This is a genomic window from Halovulum dunhuangense, assembly GCF_013093415.1.
GTDB lineage: Bacteria > Pseudomonadota > Alphaproteobacteria > Rhodobacterales > Rhodobacteraceae > Halovulum > Halovulum dunhuangense.
The window spans coordinates 2,102,904-2,117,964 of record NZ_JABFBC010000001.1 but is presented as its reverse complement, the minus strand read 5'-3'; the positions used below and the strand labels follow the sequence as shown (position 1 = coordinate 2,117,964).

Annotated in this window: 13 protein-coding genes; 7 read left to right on the top strand and 6 right to left on the bottom strand. The window is 69.2% G+C overall.

Translation table 11 applies throughout. The annotated features are described in order from the left end of the window. Positions 1 to 228 precede the first annotated feature (228 nt). The 6 genes from HMH01_RS10240 (at position 229) to HMH01_RS10215 (ending at position 6,051) form a co-directional block, all read left to right on the top strand. The gene (locus tag HMH01_RS10240; RefSeq protein ID WP_171324965.1) at positions 229 to 1,419 is read left to right on the top strand and encodes a helix-turn-helix domain-containing protein; all 1,191 of its coding nucleotides are present in this window, start codon (positions 229 to 231) and stop codon (positions 1,417 to 1,419) included. 68 nt (positions 1,420 to 1,487) lie between these two features. Further along, positions 1,488 to 2,627, top strand: coding sequence for a flavodoxin-dependent (E)-4-hydroxy-3-methylbut-2-enyl-diphosphate synthase (gene ispG / locus HMH01_RS10235; protein WP_171324962.1), 1,140 nt, complete (start codon positions 1,488 to 1,490; stop codon positions 2,625 to 2,627). Continuing rightward, positions 2,627 to 3,226 (top strand): DUF1499 domain-containing protein, encoded by a 600-nt coding sequence (locus HMH01_RS10230; RefSeq protein ID WP_171324959.1) that lies wholly within the window; start codon positions 2,627 to 2,629, stop codon positions 3,224 to 3,226. Before ispG ends, HMH01_RS10230 begins: the two co-directional genes overlap by 1 nt. Before the next feature lie 54 nt (positions 3,227 to 3,280). Next, positions 3,281 to 4,336, top strand: a complete 1,056-nt coding sequence (prfA, locus tag HMH01_RS10225) for a peptide chain release factor 1 (RefSeq protein ID WP_171324956.1) — start codon at positions 3,281 to 3,283, stop codon at positions 4,334 to 4,336. Further along, positions 4,333 to 5,199, top strand: a complete 867-nt coding sequence (prmC, locus tag HMH01_RS10220; protein ID WP_171324953.1) for a peptide chain release factor N(5)-glutamine methyltransferase — start codon at positions 4,333 to 4,335, stop codon at positions 5,197 to 5,199. The genes prfA and prmC overlap by 4 nt, the downstream gene beginning before the upstream one ends. Before the next feature lie 192 nt (positions 5,200 to 5,391). Continuing rightward, positions 5,392 to 6,051, top strand: a complete 660-nt coding sequence (locus tag HMH01_RS10215) for a DUF4167 domain-containing protein (RefSeq protein ID WP_171324951.1) — start codon at positions 5,392 to 5,394, stop codon at positions 6,049 to 6,051. A gap of 15 nt (positions 6,052 to 6,066) precedes the next feature. Here the strand turns inward: HMH01_RS10215 and rsmA are convergent, their stop codons facing one another. The 6 genes from rsmA to HMH01_RS10185 are packed head-to-tail and all read right to left on the bottom strand — an operon-like array spanning position 6,067 to position 13,441. After that, positions 6,067 to 6,903: a 16S rRNA (adenine(1518)-N(6)/adenine(1519)-N(6))-dimethyltransferase RsmA gene (rsmA, locus tag HMH01_RS10210; RefSeq protein ID WP_171324948.1), complete on the bottom strand. Its 837-nt coding sequence runs from the start codon at positions 6,901 to 6,903 to the stop codon at positions 6,067 to 6,069. Beyond that, positions 6,900 to 7,874: a 4-hydroxythreonine-4-phosphate dehydrogenase PdxA gene (gene pdxA, locus HMH01_RS10205; protein WP_171324945.1), complete on the bottom strand. Its 975-nt coding sequence runs from the start codon at positions 7,872 to 7,874 to the stop codon at positions 6,900 to 6,902. The genes rsmA and pdxA overlap by 4 nt, the downstream gene beginning before the upstream one ends. Then, positions 7,871 to 9,109: a peptidylprolyl isomerase gene (locus HMH01_RS10200; protein ID WP_171324942.1), complete on the bottom strand. Its 1,239-nt coding sequence runs from the start codon at positions 9,107 to 9,109 to the stop codon at positions 7,871 to 7,873. Before HMH01_RS10200 ends, pdxA begins: the two co-directional genes overlap by 4 nt. Before the next feature lie 5 nt (positions 9,110 to 9,114). After that, the gene (locus tag HMH01_RS10195) at positions 9,115 to 11,226 is read right to left on the bottom strand and encodes an LPS-assembly protein LptD (RefSeq protein ID WP_171324940.1); all 2,112 of its coding nucleotides are present in this window, start codon (positions 11,224 to 11,226) and stop codon (positions 9,115 to 9,117) included. Then, a complete protein-coding gene (gene lptG, locus HMH01_RS10190; RefSeq protein ID WP_171324937.1) occupies positions 11,226 to 12,326 on the bottom strand; it encodes an LPS export ABC transporter permease LptG in 1,101 nt (366 codons plus the stop codon). The genes HMH01_RS10195 and lptG overlap by 1 nt, the downstream gene beginning before the upstream one ends. After that, positions 12,323 to 13,441, bottom strand: coding sequence for an LptF/LptG family permease (locus HMH01_RS10185; protein WP_171324935.1), 1,119 nt, complete (start codon positions 13,439 to 13,441; stop codon positions 12,323 to 12,325). The genes lptG and HMH01_RS10185 overlap by 4 nt, the downstream gene beginning before the upstream one ends. Before the next feature lie 132 nt (positions 13,442 to 13,573). Between HMH01_RS10185 and HMH01_RS10180 the strand changes: the two genes are divergently transcribed. Further along, positions 13,574 to 15,058 (top strand): leucyl aminopeptidase, encoded by a 1,485-nt coding sequence (locus HMH01_RS10180; RefSeq protein ID WP_171324932.1) that lies wholly within the window; start codon positions 13,574 to 13,576, stop codon positions 15,056 to 15,058. Positions 15,059 to 15,061 lie beyond the last annotated feature (3 nt).

Here is a 15,061-nt window from a genome sequence, read left to right as displayed (position 1 = left end):
CTCCTGCTCGTTGAACATGATACGGGCGGGGCGCCGGTTTGGATGTGTCAGGGGCGCGGGCAGGGGACGAATTTTCGCCCGGGGCCGCAATCCGCGCAAATCCGCGTGGCCGAACATGCCGGTGCACAGGGTGGCGATAACATGGTATCTTTGTGAAAAAATAATGAGTGGCAGGGCATACGATTCGGCGTCCGGCATGAGGCATCGAAAGGGGCGACGTTCGGACTGATGGGCAGACCTTACGACGAGGACGCGGATCTGCGCGGGTTTGACGCTTACGAGGTCAGGCTCGGCGATCATCTGCGCGGCGAGCGGGCCACCTTGGGCAAGTCCCTTCTCGAGGTGCAGCGCGATCTGCGGATTCGCGCGTCCTATATCGCCGCGATCGAGAATTGCGACCTGGCCGTGTTCCCCAATCTCGGCTTCGTTGCCGGGTATGTCCGCTCCTACGCCCGCTACCTGAAACTCGATCCCGACGAGGTGTATCGCCGGTTCTGCCGCGAAAGTGGTTTCGACGGCGTGAACGCCGGCATGCAGACCAGCAAGGCGCCCTCGGGTGGGCGCATCGTCGCCTCGGGCCCGCTGCGGCTGAAGGACGACGATCCGCTGCTGCGCCCCGTGCAACGTCCGGCCGCCGACCTTGCCCCCGCCTTCTGGGAACGGATGTCGCTGTCGGCGGTGGGGTCGCTCGCGGTGCTGCTGGCCCTGACCGGCGGCGTCGGGTATGGCGGCTACCGGGTTCTCGAGAACATCCAGCGCGTGACCATCGCTCCGGTCGAGCAGCGTCCCGACGCCCTGTTCGAGATCGGCGGCGTCGGCACCGGCTTCGGCGAGGAGATCGAGCTTCTGGCCCAGCCAGAGCCGACCGCGGTGCCCGCCGCGGCCCCCGGCATGGATCTTGCGCGGCTCTACCAGCCGAGGGAACTGGACGTGCCGGTCGTCGAAAGCCGCGACGGCCCCATCATCGAGATCGATCCGGCCCAGTCCGCCCTGTTCGCGCCCGTGCGCCAGCCCGAGATGCTGGCGATCGATCCGGCCCTGCTTGCCGCGGTGCAGGAGGACGAGCCGCAGGTGCGCGAGCCCGCCGGCGTGCCGGTGGTGAACGTCACCGCCCGCCAACCCGCCTGGATCCGCGTGTATCTTTCGTCAGGCACGGTCCTGTTCGAAAAGATCCTCGAGCCGGGAGAGACCTATACCCTGCCGCAGGACGCCGAGGCGCCGCTGCTGCGCGCGGGGAATTCCGGGTCGGTCTACCTGCTGGTAAACGACCGCGCCTTCGGTCCGCTGGGCAACGCGACCTCGGTCGCCAAGGATGTCTCGCTTCTGCCCGACGATATCCGCACCGCCTATGCCGAGGTGACCGAAGTGCCCGAGGTCATCCAGGCCACGCTCAGCGCCCTTGCGCTGCCCGCCGAGTAGCCACGGCGTGACAAGCCGGCGGGGCTTCGTTATCACAGCCCTGTAACATCAGGATTTCCGGTCGCACCATGTCGCACAACCATGTCCGCCCCTGGCGCAACATCTACCGCCGCAAGAGCCGCAAGATCCGCGTGGGCGCGGTCGAGGTCGGTGGCGACGCACCGATCAGTGTCCAGACCATGACCAACACCCTGACCCACGACGTCAAGGCGACCGTGGCGCAGGTCCTGGCCTGCGCCGAGGCGGGCGCCGACATCGTGCGCGTGTCCTGCCCCGACGAGGCGTCGACCAGGGCGCTGAAGGAGATCGTGCGCGAAAGCCCGGTTCCCATCGTGGCGGACATCCATTTCCACTACCGCCGCGGGATCGAGGCGGCCGAGGCGGGCGCCGCCTGCCTGCGGATCAACCCCGGCAATATCGGCACCGAGGAACGGGTGCGCGAGGTGATCCGCGCCGCAAAGGACAACGGCTGCTCGATGCGGATCGGCGTCAATGCCGGCAGCCTGGAAAAGGACCTGCTGGAAAAATACGGCGAGCCATGCCCCGAGGCGATGGTCGAGAGCGGGCTGCGCCATATCCGCATCCTCGAGGACAACGACTTCTTCGAGTTCAAGATCTCGGCCAAGGCATCGGACGTGTTCCTTGCCGCCGCCGCCTACCAGGGCCTTGCGGATGCGACCGACGCGCCGATCCACCTGGGCATCACCGAAGCCGGCGGGCTTGTGTCGGGCACGATCAAGTCGGCGATCGGGCTTGGCAACCTGCTGTGGATGGGCATCGGCGACACGCTGCGCGTCAGCCTGTCCGCCGATCCCGTGCAGGAGGTGAAGGTCGGCTTCGAGATCCTCAAGGCAATGGGCCTGCGCCATCGCGGCGTCAACATCATCTCCTGCCCGTCCTGCGCGCGGCAGGGCTTCGACGTCATCAAGACGGTCGAGGCGCTGGAGCGCCGGCTCGAACACATCAAGACGCCGATGAGCCTGTCGATCATCGGCTGCGTGGTGAACGGCCCCGGCGAGGCGCTGATGACCGATGTCGGCTTCACCGGCGGCGGGGCAGGGCACGGCATGGTCTACCTGGCCGGCAAGCAGGACCATCGTCTGGACAATGACAAGATGATCGAGCATATCGTCGCACTTGTCGAAAAGAAGGCCGAAGAAATCGAGGCGTCTTCCGCGGAACCCGCGCTGGAAACGGAAAAGACCTGATGCGTTTCATGCTTGCCATTGTCGTTCTTCTGCTTCTGGGGGCAGGGGCCTATGTGATGGTCGCAGTGCGCACGGTCAGCCATGACCCCGATGTCTGGCATGTCGATCCCCTGACCGTGCCGCCGTCCGAGACGCCGAATTCCTACCGGGTGGCGCCCAGCGAGTTCACCGAGTTCACCGTGGCCCGCGAGGCGCCGATCTACGATGCCGACGCCCAGACGCTGGCGCAGGCCTTCGATGCCTTCGTGATGGCCCAGCCGCGGGTAGAGCGTGTCGCGGGCGTGGTCGAGGAAGGCTGGATGACCTATGTCCAGCGCACCGAGATGCTGTCGATGCCCGACTACATCTCTGTCCGTTTCTACGATCTCGAACAGCCTGCGCCGGCCGAAGACCCGGCGCCCGAGGCGTCGGCCCCTGCGGAAGACGCGGCCGGGGACGCGCCGGTGGGGACGCAGGATGCCGTGTCGCAGACCGCCGCCGGCGCGCCCGGCGCGACCATTGCGATCTATTCCCGCTCGCGTTTCGGTTACGGCGACATGGGTGTGAACGAGGCGCGCGTGAACGCCTGGCTCGGCGCGCTCCAGTCCTTCGAACGCTAGAGTGCGGCGCATCTCGCCGTGGACGGCCGCCCCAGGGGGCGGACGGGGAACAGCATGATCCCGAGCGAAACCCTAGAGCATATCCAGCGCCGCTTCGAATATCTGGAGGCGGAACTCTCGCGCGGGCTGGAACCGGCGCGTCTGGCAGAGCTGTCGCGCGAATATGCCGAGCTGAAGCCGGTGGTGGAAACCATCTCCGGCTGGCGTGACCTGACCCGCCAGATCGCCGAGGCGGAGGCGCTTCTCGCGGATCCCGAACTGCGCGCCATGGCCGCCGAGGAGCTGGAGACGCTGCATGCCGCCCTGCCCGGGCAGGAACAGGCGGTGCGGCTGGCACTGCTGCCGCGCGACGCGGCCGATGCGCGACCTGCCATCCTGGAAATCCGCGCGGGGACCGGCGGCGACGAGGCAGCCCTTTTCGCCGCCGATCTGCGGCGCATGTACCAGCGCCTGGCCGAACGTCACGGCTGGCGGCTCGAGGTGCTGGAGGAAAGCGAGACCGAGCTGGGCGGGCTCAAGGAATTCATCGCCAGCGTAAAGGGCGACGGCGTGTTCCAGCGGCTGAAATTCGAAAGCGGCGTGCACCGGGTGCAGCGCGTTCCGGTCACCGAATCCGGCGGGCGCATCCACACATCGGCCGCGACCGTGGCCGTCCTGCCCGAGGCACAGGAGGTCGATATCGACATTCCCGCCAGCGACATCCGCATCGACACGATGCGCGCCTCGGGGGCGGGCGGGCAGCATGTGAACACCACCGACAGCGCGGTGCGCATCACGCATCTGCCCACGGGCATCGTGGTCACGAGTTCCGAGAAGTCCCAGCACACCAACCGCGCCCGCGCGATGGAGGTGCTGCGCGCCCGGCTTTACGACCTGGAACGGCGCAAGGCGGCCGAGGCCCGGGCGGCGGAGCGCAAGGGGCAGGTCGGCTCGGGCGACCGGTCCGAACGGATCCGCACCTACAACTTCCCCCAGGGGCGCCTGACCGATCACCGGATCAACCTGACCCTTTACAAGCTGGACCAGGTGATGCAAGGCGATCTGGACGAGGTGATCGACGCGCTGATCGCGGCCGACCAGGCCGCGCGGCTGGCAGAGCTGGAGCCATGACCGAAGCCGCCCCCGAAACCCAGGCCGAAACCCATGCCGAGGCGCAGCGCCGCGCGACCCGCGCCCTGGCCGAGGCCGGCATTCCAGGCGCCGCCCGCGATGCGCGCGCGCTTCTGGCCCATGCCGCGGGGATTGCCCCCGACGCGCTGGTGCTGCGGGCCGAGATGGCGATGCGGTCCGAGACAAGCGCGGCGCTCGACCTGGCGCTCGCGCAGCGCATCGCGCGACGGCCCGTCGCGCAGATCATCGGACGGCGCGAATTCTGGGGCCGCGATTTCGAGGTGACGGCCGACGTTCTCGACCCGCGCCCCGAAACCGAAGAGATCGTCGCGCTGGCGCTGTCGGATCTGCCGGCGGGGCGCATCCTCGATCTTGGCACCGGCACCGGCATCCTGGCGTTGACCCTGCTTTCCGAATGGCGCGAGGCGCGGGCGGTCGCCACCGACATCAGCCCCGCGGCGCTGGCCGTGGCCGCGCGCAATGCCGCGCGGCTGGGCGTGGACGAACGGCTCACCCTGGTCGAAAGCGACTGGTTCAACGGCGTCGAGGGGGTGTTCGACCTGATCGTGTCCAACCCGCCCTATATCCCCGCGGCCGACATCGCCTCGCTCGATGCCGACGTGCGCGAATGGGAACCGCATCTTGCGCTGACGCCGGGCGGGGACGGGCTTGGCCCCTACCGCGCCATCGCGGCCGGGCTTGGCAAGCATCTGGCCCCCGGCGGGCGCGTGCTGCTTGAGTTCGGTGCCGGGCAGGGGGCCGCGATCCGGGCGATATTCGCCAGGGCCGGCTGGCAGGGGACGGTGCTGCATCCCGACCTTGCAGGGCGTGATCGCGTGCTGGAGTTGCGCCGATCCCGTTGATCCGCCGCACGAGGCAGATTGCGCTTGTGTTTTGTCGGTCGCTTTGTATAGGTAGAGGGGCCTGTTACCCTAGCCAGCGCGTCTGTGGGGTCAGGAATACATGCCGGATCGGGAAAGATCGACGGACCCGCGGGTCTGGACGCGCGTCACGGACCTCCCTCTGGAACCCGAAAAAACAAACAAGCGGACCTTATGAGATCCTCCAACAAATCGCGCTCGCGCAACAAGAGCAGCAATCGTGGCCGCAGCACCGTCGGCAACATCGTCAACCGTGTGTTCGACAGTGCCGGCCCCGAGGGCCGGGTGCGCGGCACGCCGGCGCAGATCATCGAGAAGTACCAGGCGCTTGCGCGTGATGCGCAACTCTCGAACGATCGTGTGGCGGCCGAGAACTTCCAGCAGCATGCAGAGCACTACCTGCGGATGCTGAACGAGGCCATGCGCGAGCAGGCCGAGCGCCAGGCGCAGGACCAGCGCAACCGCCCCCAGAACGGTCATGCGAACGGGCAGGACGGCTCGGACCAGCAGGACGGCGACGATCAGGACCAGGACGAGGACCGCAACGAGCGTTCCGAGCGCCAGGTCTCGCAGGAGCAGGCCCCCCGGCAGGACAACCGTCCCCGTCGCGGGGAAGACCGGCCCGAGCGCCAGTCCCGGCCCGAGGCGCCGCAAGCTGCCGAGGTTCTCGACGCAGAGCCCGACAGCGGCCTTGTCGACACGCCGGAAAGCCGGGCCAGCGCCGAAGAGACGCCGCCGGCACCGCGCAAGCCCCGCGGCCGGCCGCGGCGGTCGGCAAAGACCGCCGAAGATCAGCCCGCATCGGGCGACACGGTCACGACGCCCATCCAGTAACGGCCTCGGGCGCGCTCAGAGCGCCCGGGCGATCCGGCAGAAGGCTTCAAGGTCCAGCGTCTCGGCGCGGGCCGTGGGGTCTATGCCGATGGCGGTCAGCTGCTCCACGATATCGGGTGCCAGCGCCTTCAGCGACTGGCGCAGCATCTTGCGCCGCTGCCCGAAGGCATGCGCCACCACCCGCTCCAGCCGCGCCGGATCGGCCGGATGGCGCGGCCCGTCCAGCCGTTCGACATGCACCACCGACGATGTCACCTTGGGCGGCGGGGTAAAGGCCTGCGGCGGCAGGTCGAAGGCGATGCGCGGCTCTGCGCGCCACTGGCACAGGATGGCCAGCCGTCCATACGCCTTCGAGCCCGGCTGCGCCACGATGCGCTCGGCCACCTCGCGCTGGAACATCAGCGTGAGCGAGGTCCAGTAGGGCGGCCAGCTCTCGGGCGTCATCCAGCGCACCAGAAGTTCGGTGCCGACATTGTAGGGCAGGTTCGCCACGATCCGCACCGGGCCTTGCAGATGCGCCAGCGCGTCCACCTCCAGCGCGTCGCCCTCGATCACCTCCAGCCGCCCCGGATAGGCCTCTGCGATCTGCGCCAGCGCGGGCAGGCAGCGGGCGTCACGCTCGATCGCGACGACCCGGCGCGCGCCTTCCATCAGCAGGGCGCGGGTCAGCCCGCCGGGGCCGGGGCCCACCTCCAGCACGTCGCAGGCGCTCAGGTCGCCGGCGCGGCGCGCGATCTTGCGGGTGATGTTCAGATCCAGAAGGAAGTTCTGCCCCAGCGACTTGCGCGCGCTCAACCCATGCGTCGCGATCACATCGCGCAGCGGCGGCAGCCGGTCCTCGGCGGTGCTCATCGGGCCGCGCGCCTGCGCTGGCCCAGCTCCGACGCCAGGCCGATCGCGGCGATCAGGCTGTCGGGATCTGCCATGCCCCGCCCCGCGATGTCATGGGCGGTGCCGTGATCGGGCGAGGTGCGGATGAAGGGCAGACCGAGCGTGACATTGACCCCGCCCGAGAAGTTCAGCGTCTTGATCGGGATAAGCGCCTGGTCGTGATACATGCACAGCGCCGCGTCATAGCGCGCGCGGGCGGCGGCGTGGAACATGGTGTCGGCGGGCAAGGGGCCGCGCAGGTCCATGCCCGTGGCGCGCAGCGCCTCGAGCAGCGGGGTGATCAGCGTCGTCTCCTCGGTGCCCATCATGCCCCCCTCGCCGGCATGGGGGTTGAGCCCCGCCACGGCGATGCGCGGCGCGGGGATGCCGAAATCCCGGATCAGCGCGTCGTGCAGGATTTCCAGCGTCTCGCGCAGCAGGGGGGCGGTCAGCGCCGCCGGCACGTCGCTGAGCGCGATGTGGATGGTCGCGGGCACCACACGCAATTCGGGGGCTGCCAGCATCATCACCGAGCGTGACACACCACCCAGGGCCGCCAGGTATTCGGTATGGCCGGGATGCGCGAAGCCCGCGCCATCCACAAGGATCTTCTTGGTGATCGGGTTCGTCACCACGCCCAGCGCGCGCCCCGCCTGCGCGAAAGCCACGGCGCGGTCGATGCTTTCGATGGTGGCGGCGGCGTTCTCGGGCTGCGCGCGTCCCGGCAGGGCGGGCGCGGCCAGCGGCAGATCAAGCACCGGAAGCGCCCGGGGCATCACCGCGGCGGCGTCCTCGGGGGTCGCGATCCGTTCGGCGGGGCAGCCGGTGTAAAGCTCCGCGTCCCCGATCACGAAGAACGGCTGTCCGCCCCGTAGCCTTTCCCAGGCCTTGCACGTTATTTCCGGCCCGATCCCGGACGGATCGCCCATCGTCAGCGCGACGGGCGGGATCATTTCTCGACGATCACGGCGTCGCCGCGCAGATCCTCCAGGTAGTTCTGCGCCAGCGCGCTGAGGCGCTGGTTGAAAAGCTGGTTGCGCAGCGCCTCGCGCTCTTCGGGGGTCGCCTCGCCGCTGCGCTCGCACAGCATCAGCAGCACGACGCCGCGATCGTCGCGCAGGATCTCCATGTCGCCCGGCGCCATGTTCGCGATCGGCTGGGCAAGCCGCGGCGGCAGGCTGGCGATCGGGGTGGGCGCGCTGCGGCCGCTGCCGGCGCCGAAATCGGGCAGCTGCCCATCGAGATCGGTACAGAGCCGCGTACGCTGGCGGATGTCGCGCGCAAGCGCCCGTGCCTCCAGCACCGCCGCGTCGGGGGCGTCGGCGGCCAGCGGCTGGATCAGCTCGTAATAGACCACGGTGTCGGCGCTCTGCTCGGGGGCGGGGCGCTCGCGGATCTCGATGTCGCGCAACCGGAAGATGGAAATGCCCTGACCCAGCGGGATCGGCGCGCTGACCTCTCCCGGCATCAGCGCCAGAAGCTGGATCGCGATGGGGGGCGGCAGGTCGCCCGCCGACACCCAGTCGAGCCGCCCGCCGTTCCGGGCCGAGGGGGCGCGGGAATAACGCGCGACGGCCGCATCGAAATTGCCGCCGCGGTTCAGGCTGCGCGAGAGTTCGGCGCCGAGGCGGGCGGCTTCCTCGGGGCCGTATTCCTCGATCGAGATGGCGATTTCCTGCAACAGCAGCCGTTCGTCGGTCTGGCGGCTGGCAAAGGCCAGCGCCGTCTCGATGTCCTGATCGGTGGGCCGCGCCTGGCCCGCGAAACGGCCCTGCACCAGCTTGCGCCAGCCAAGCGACGGCTCGACAAAGGCGAGCATCGTTTCCTCGGCGATGCCACGCTCGTCGAGGGCGGCCAGAAGCTGGCCCACGTCAAGCTGCCGGCGTTCGGCGAATTCGCGCAGGCCCGCGTCGAGTTCCTCTGCCGTGACCTCGATCTCCAGCCGGTCGATCTCGTGCCGGCGGATGCGGTCGTCGATCAGCTGGGTTTCGGCCAGCGCGCGCCCGTTGCCGGGTGCCCCCAGCGCCTCGAGAAGCAGCGCGCGCTGGTCTATCTCGTAGTCGGTGATCGGCAGGTCGTTGACCATGATCGCCGGCGCAACGGCCTCCTGCGCGCGGGGCGCGGGGGCGATCAGCGGGGTCGCGGCGACCAGAAGGGACGGGAGGATGAGTCGGATCAGAAAGGTCATGGCTCTCAATTACCTTGGCAGCGCCGTGCGGGCCAGTCTCTTGATGCCCCACCAAAGCCCGCCAGCACCACCTCGAAGGCGATCGAGGTGTCGCGCGGCACGTCGTTGGCCGAGGTGAAGTTGCGCGACACTTCCAGCCGCGCCTCGATGCATTCGTTGCCATAGGTCAGGGCGCCAAGCGCCTCGATGCTTTCGCGGGCCTCGATGTCGTAGCGCCATTCCGCCTCCAGTTCCCAGTTCGGGTGGAAAAGATAGCGGGTGCCGAGCGCAAGTTCCTGCCGCTCGGGCTGCGGGCCCAGCACCGGGTTCGTCGCATCGGCGGCAAGGAAGGTGTAGACCGCGTCGGCGTCGAACCGCCGGGTGCGGTAATCCAGTTCCAGATCGGCGCGCCTGAAGCTCAGTTCCTCGTCGAACAGCCCGCGCGCAAGCCCGGTGAAACGCGGCGGCAGGTCGAGAGAGACGGCGGCCACATAGTCCGACCGGCGGTCGCGCAACCCGGTCGAGGCCGGGAATTCGGTCGCGTCGCCGTCGCGGAACACCCGACCCAGCGTCAGCCCCATGTTCCAGCCCGCAGGATCGAAGCGGGTGTAGCTGACCCCGGCATTCAGCCGCAGCCCCGTCTCGCGCGCGTCGCGGCCCGGAAAGCGGTTGAGCGCAAAGAGGTTGTTCTCGTCGAATTCGGGCAGGAGGCTGTCCTCGTTCGGCACCGCGTCGCCCAGCGTGTCGGAATAGAGTAGCTGCGCGATCGGTTCGATCACATGGGTGGCGGCTGCGGTCGTGCGGGCGAAGGGCCAGCGCAACTCGACGCCCACGGTCGGCGTCGCGCGGAACAGCGCCGCATCGTCGAAGGCGGCGTCGTCCTGAACCACATAGGCATCGCCCGAGATTTCCGCGACGGCGCCCAGCTCTATCCCCGAGCGCAGGATGCGCCGCGCCCGCCAGTCCGCGTCAAGCCCGCCGCGAAGGATGTCGCGCCCGTCCTCGCGCACAAGGCCAAGCATCGTCGCCTCGAGTCCCAGCGTGCCGCCCAGCGTGTCGCGCCGGATCTGCCGCCAGGTCAGCCAGGGCAGAACCAGCGGGATCTCGTCCTGCGCCTCGGCTTCCCGCAATGTCTGGTAGGCTTCGGTCCGGGCCTCGAAATAGCTGGTGTTCCCGCTGCGCCGCACGGTGAGGAAGCTGGTCAGCCGGTCGTCGTCGGAATAGTCGTACTGCCCCAGGAAGCTCTGGTCCGAGGCATAGCGCAGATCGAATTCCGTCTCGTAGCCGCGCCCGATGTCGAAGCCGCCCCGCGCCTCCAGGAAGCCGCGTGCCCGGTGGTCCGAGGTGCCGTCGGCCAGGCTGATCGCGCCGTTCAGCTCCAGCAGGCCCGACCGGAAGCGGCGCCGGTACTCGCCCTCCAGGATGGCGGTGCCGTTGGTGGCAAGAAAGGGCGTGATCGTGATGTCGGCATGATCGCCAAGCGGGATGAAGTAGGGGACCTGCACGCCAATCCCGTAGAGCCCCGAGGTCCGCAGGTTCGGCACCAGGAAGCCGCGCGCCCGTTCGACCCCCGGCTCGGGGATGCTCATGCTTGGCAGATAGAGCAGCGGCAGCCCGAAGATGTCGAGCCAGGCACTTTCGAAATACAGCCGGCGCGCCTGTTCGTCGTGCACCACGCTGGCGGCGCGGATGCGCCAGATCGGCGTCTCGGCGCGGGCGCAGATGGTGCAGCTTGTCGCGACCGTCCGGGTCAGGCTGTTGAAGCGCCCCTCGCTGCGCCGTCCCTCGGCCGCGGCGATCTGGAACTGCCGGTCGAAGATCAGCCGCGCCCCCTCGATCAGGCCCTCGCGGAAATCGCCCGACAGTTCGGCCAGCGAGGCGATCAGCACGGCCCCGTCCGGCCCCTCGAGCCGGAGCGGCCCCTCGGCCCGGATACGCTCGCCATCGCCGCTGTAGCGGATCGTCCGGGCGGTCAGCCGGTAGCCGTCGTAATAGACCTCGACATTGCCTTCGGCCACCAGCTCGCGGTCCTGCGTCTCGTAGCGGATGCGGTCGGCGAAAAGCGCGACGGCGTCCTGCGCGGAGGCGGCAAGGGGGGCAACCAGCACAAGCGCCAGGGCAAGAAGCAGACCGCGCATCAGCCGTCTTCCAGGTGCAGCAGAAGCCCCAGCGCCAGCAGGATCGCGGCCAGCGGCGCGCTCCAGCTTGCCAGAACCACCGGGATGTCGCCATTGGCGCCAAGGGTCTCTGCGATGTCGCGGAAGAAATAGAGCCCGAAGCCCGCGAGAATGGCCATCAGGATCATCACGCCGGTCTGCCCGAAACGGACATGCCGCAACGAGAAGCCCGCGCCGATCAGCACCATCGCGATGAACAGCGCCGGGCGCGACAGCTCGCTTTGCAGGAACACCTTGTGGCGCAGCGCGGAAAAACCGGCCTGTTCCAGCTGTGCGATGAACCCCGGCAACTGCCATATGGGAACCGCGTCGGGCGCGGCGAAGCGGTCGGCGATCTGGGCGCGGGTCAGGTTGGTGGGCAGGCGCAGCTCGGGCAACTCCTCGGGCGCGCCCAGCGTCTCGTCGGGGCCGATGGACAGGTCCCAGCGCCGCACGCCGCGCAGGATCCATACCTCGTCGCCCAGGCGCGCGGTCTCTGCCTCGAGGCGGGCGACCAGCTGGTTGTCGCGGTCGAACTGGTGCAGGCGCACGCCCAGCAGAAGCGCGCCGTCATCCTGCGCGGCGGCGGCCTGGATCACCGTCTGGCCCTGGGGCAGCCCCTGGCGCAGCCACAGGCTGCCGCCCGAGAACGAGAGCACGTTCAGCGTCTGACCGCTGAGTTCGGCCCGGACCTGGTCGGCGCGGGCGGATGTGACGGCGACGATCGGGTTCATCACCGTGGTGGCCACCACGCCCAGCAGCGCCGCCATCAGGATCGGCAGGCCCAGCACCCGCAGGGCCGAGACGCCGGCCGCGCGCACGATGACCATTTCCGAACTGCGCGACAGCCCCACGAAGGCGACGATCGCGCCCAGCATCAGCACCAGCGGAAAGGTCTCGGAAAGGATCTCGGGCATCTTGAGCAGGGTCAGCGGCAGCGCCGCCGCCGCCGGCGCCCCGGCCGAGGTGGCGATGCGGATATCCTCGACCAGCGTCAGCACCGCGCTCAGCCCCCCGATGGACAGCAGCACGAGCAGCACCCCGCGCAGGAACCGCAGACCGATGTAAAGACTGAGCGTCATGCCGCCACCGCCGCCGGCCTGCGACGGGGCCGCCCCGCCCGCCAGAGAAGGAACAGCGTCAGGGCCGTGCCCAGTACCGCCGGCAGGTAGCTGACCGGCCAGGCGGCGGGGGTTCCGATCACTACCGTCTTGACGCCAAGGCCCGCGACGATCACCGCCACGCCGGCCCCGACCGCGGCCATGATCCGTTTCCCGAAGCCGCGCCGCTGGTAGCCGCCCGTCAGCATCACGCCCAGCGACAGAAGCGGCAGCAGCGCGCCATGCACTCCCAGCACGATCCGCTCATGCGCATCCGCCGTGAACTCGCCCGGGTCGTACCGCGCAAGCCCCCGCACCCGTTCGTCGGGGTAAAGCAGCTGGATCGTGGACAGCGAGGAGGGGCGCGTCGGTTCCGTCGCCACGGGCCGCACGAGCGCCGACAGGTCATAGGTGAACTCGTCGAAGCGGACCCGCGCGAGCAGGCGGTTCTCCGCCGAGTAACTCAGCGCGACCCCGTCCGACATCACCAGGCGCGCGATATCGCCGTCGCGCAGCAGCGCCGCGCGTTCGGCGGTATAGGTGACGGGCCGGTTCGGGTCGCGGTCGTCATGCAGGAACAGCCCCGCCATCTGCCCGCCATCGCCCGCATCGCGGATGAACAGGCTCAGCCCCTCGGTCGGGTGCACGAATGTGCCCTCGCGGATCAGGGAATTGGCCAGCTCGGCCTGGATCTCCTGGCGGTTCACCTCCAGCCGCAACTCGCCTGCGGGGGCCAGGATGTTGGTGATCAGAAGCGTCGCGGTGGAAATCAGCAGCGCAAAGGCCAGCACGGGGCGCGCCAGCGCCAGCGGGCTCTGGCCCGACATCATCATCACCACAAGCTCGGACTCGGTGTAGAGCTTGTTGATCACGAACAGCACGGCCGCAAAGCCCGACAGCGGCACCACCATGCCAAGCACGCGCGGCAGCACGAGGCCCGAGAACTCGATCAGCCGCCACAGCGATTCGCCCGCGCTCAGCACGGTGTCGATCAGCCGCACCGCCTGGGTGAGCCAGATCACCCCGGTCAGGATGAAGCAGAAGAACCCGAAGGCGATCAGGGCCTGCTTCAGCATGTAGCGGTCGAGTTCGCGCATCGGGCGGGCGGTCTCCGGGGACGGGCGCGGCGCGCCGTGTCGATCCGATGGTAATGGCAGGGGGGCGGGTCTCTGGTCAACCGCCTGCGCCGGCCCTACAACGAACGGCACGTTTTCAGGAGAATGGACGCCATGACCGATCTTCCCGCACTTTCCTTCGTCGATACCGACATCGAGGCGCTTTCCGGGGCCGAGGGGGCCGTCGCCGTGATCCTTGGCCCGGACGGGTCGATGGACCGCGCCGCGCGCCGCGCCGACCGCCAGAGCAAGGGCGCGCTGAAGCGCCTGGCCGGCAGCGCGGTGTGGGAAAAGACCAAGGACGGGCAGGCGCAGGTGCTGTCCTTTCCCGCCGGAATGGCTGCCGGGCGGCTGATCGTCGTGCGCCTGCCCAAGGCCTGCGACGCGCTGACCGCCCGCCGCGCGGGGGCTGCCATCGCCAAGGCGGCGCAGGCGGGCCAGCCGCTCAGGATCGAGGTGGCGGGCCACCGCCATGCGGCCGAGATCGTCTATGGCGCGGCGCTCCGCGCCTATGGCTTCACCGCGCACAAGACCTCGGACGAGGCGCAGAACGGCGGCGCGGTTCCCTCGGCGATCACCGTCTCGGCGAATGACGCGGCGGCGCTGAAGGAAAAGGCGGCGCCCCTGCTGGCGGTCGCCTCGGGCGTGTTCCTGACCCGCGACCTGATCAACGAGCCCGCCAACATCCTTACCACCACCGCATTCGCCGAGCGGCTGATGCGGTTGCAGGACCTGGGCGTGAAGGTCGAGGTGCTGGACGAGCCGGAACTCGAAAAGCTGGGCATGCGCACGCTGCTGGCCGTGGGGCAGGGTTCCAGGAGCCCGTCCAAGGTGGTGGTGATGCAGTGGCAGGGCGGCGGCGACGAGGCGCCCGTCGCGCTGGTCGGCAAGGGCGTCGTGTTCGACACCGGCGGCATCAGCCTCAAGCCCGCCGCCGGCATGGAAGACATGACCATGGACATGGGCGGCGCGGGCGTCGTGGCCGGCGCCATGCACGCGGTGGCCGCGCGCAAGGCAAGGGCCAATGTCGTGGGCCTTGTGGGCCTGGTCGAGAACATGCCCAGCGGCGAGGCGACGCGCCCCGGCGACGTGGTGCGCTCGATGAAGGGCGACACGGTCGAGATCATCAACACCGACGCCGAGGGCCGGCTCGTGCTTGCCGACGTGCTCTGGTACGCGCAGGAGCGGTTCAAGCCGCGCGGCATGGTCAACCTCGCGACCCTGACCGGCGCCATCATCATCGGGCTGGGCCATCACCGGGCGGGCGTGTTCTCGAACGACGACGCAATCTGCAACGCCTTTCTCAAGGCCGCCGAGGCCGAGGCCGAGGGGGCGTGGCGCATGCCCCTGGGCCCCGAATACGACCGCCAGCTGAAAAGCCGCATCGCAGACATCGCCAATGTGGGCGGGCGTCCGGCGGGGTCGATCACCGCGGCCCAGTTTCTTCAGCGCTTCGTGAAGAAGGAAACGCCCTGGATCCATCTCGACATCGCCGGGGTCGCGCTGGTGAAGGAGGAAACCGACTTCGCGCCGGCAGGCGCGACCGGCTGGGGCGTGCGCGCGCTCGACCGGCTGATCCGGGACGGCTACGAGGGGTGATCG

Excerpts from the sequence above, each read along its gene's own strand:
- HMH01_RS10240 (WP_171324965.1), top strand. The coding sequence starts at position 229 with ATGGGCAGACCTTACGACGAGGACGCGGATCTGCGCGGGTTTGACGCT.
- ispG (WP_171324962.1), top strand. The coding sequence starts at position 1,488 with ATGTCGCACAACCATGTCCGCCCCTGGCGCAACATCTACCGCCGCAAG.
- HMH01_RS10230 (WP_171324959.1), top strand. The coding sequence starts at position 2,627 with ATGCGTTTCATGCTTGCCATTGTCGTTCTTCTGCTTCTGGGGGCAGGG.
- prfA (WP_171324956.1), top strand. The coding sequence starts at position 3,281 with ATGATCCCGAGCGAAACCCTAGAGCATATCCAGCGCCGCTTCGAATAT.
- prmC (WP_171324953.1), top strand. The coding sequence starts at position 4,333 with ATGACCGAAGCCGCCCCCGAAACCCAGGCCGAAACCCATGCCGAGGCG.
- HMH01_RS10215 (WP_171324951.1), top strand. The coding sequence starts at position 5,392 with ATGAGATCCTCCAACAAATCGCGCTCGCGCAACAAGAGCAGCAATCGT.
- rsmA (WP_171324948.1), bottom strand. The coding sequence starts at position 6,903 with ATGAGCACCGCCGAGGACCGGCTGCCGCCGCTGCGCGATGTGATCGCG.
- pdxA (WP_171324945.1), bottom strand. The coding sequence starts at position 7,874 with ATGATCCCGCCCGTCGCGCTGACGATGGGCGATCCGTCCGGGATCGGG.
- HMH01_RS10200 (WP_171324942.1), bottom strand. The coding sequence starts at position 9,109 with ATGACCTTTCTGATCCGACTCATCCTCCCGTCCCTTCTGGTCGCCGCG.
- HMH01_RS10195 (WP_171324940.1), bottom strand. The coding sequence starts at position 11,226 with ATGCGCGGTCTGCTTCTTGCCCTGGCGCTTGTGCTGGTTGCCCCCCTT.
- lptG (WP_171324937.1), bottom strand. The coding sequence starts at position 12,326 with ATGACGCTCAGTCTTTACATCGGTCTGCGGTTCCTGCGCGGGGTGCTG.
- HMH01_RS10185 (WP_171324935.1), bottom strand. The coding sequence starts at position 13,441 with ATGCGCGAACTCGACCGCTACATGCTGAAGCAGGCCCTGATCGCCTTC.
- HMH01_RS10180 (WP_171324932.1), top strand. The coding sequence starts at position 13,574 with ATGACCGATCTTCCCGCACTTTCCTTCGTCGATACCGACATCGAGGCG.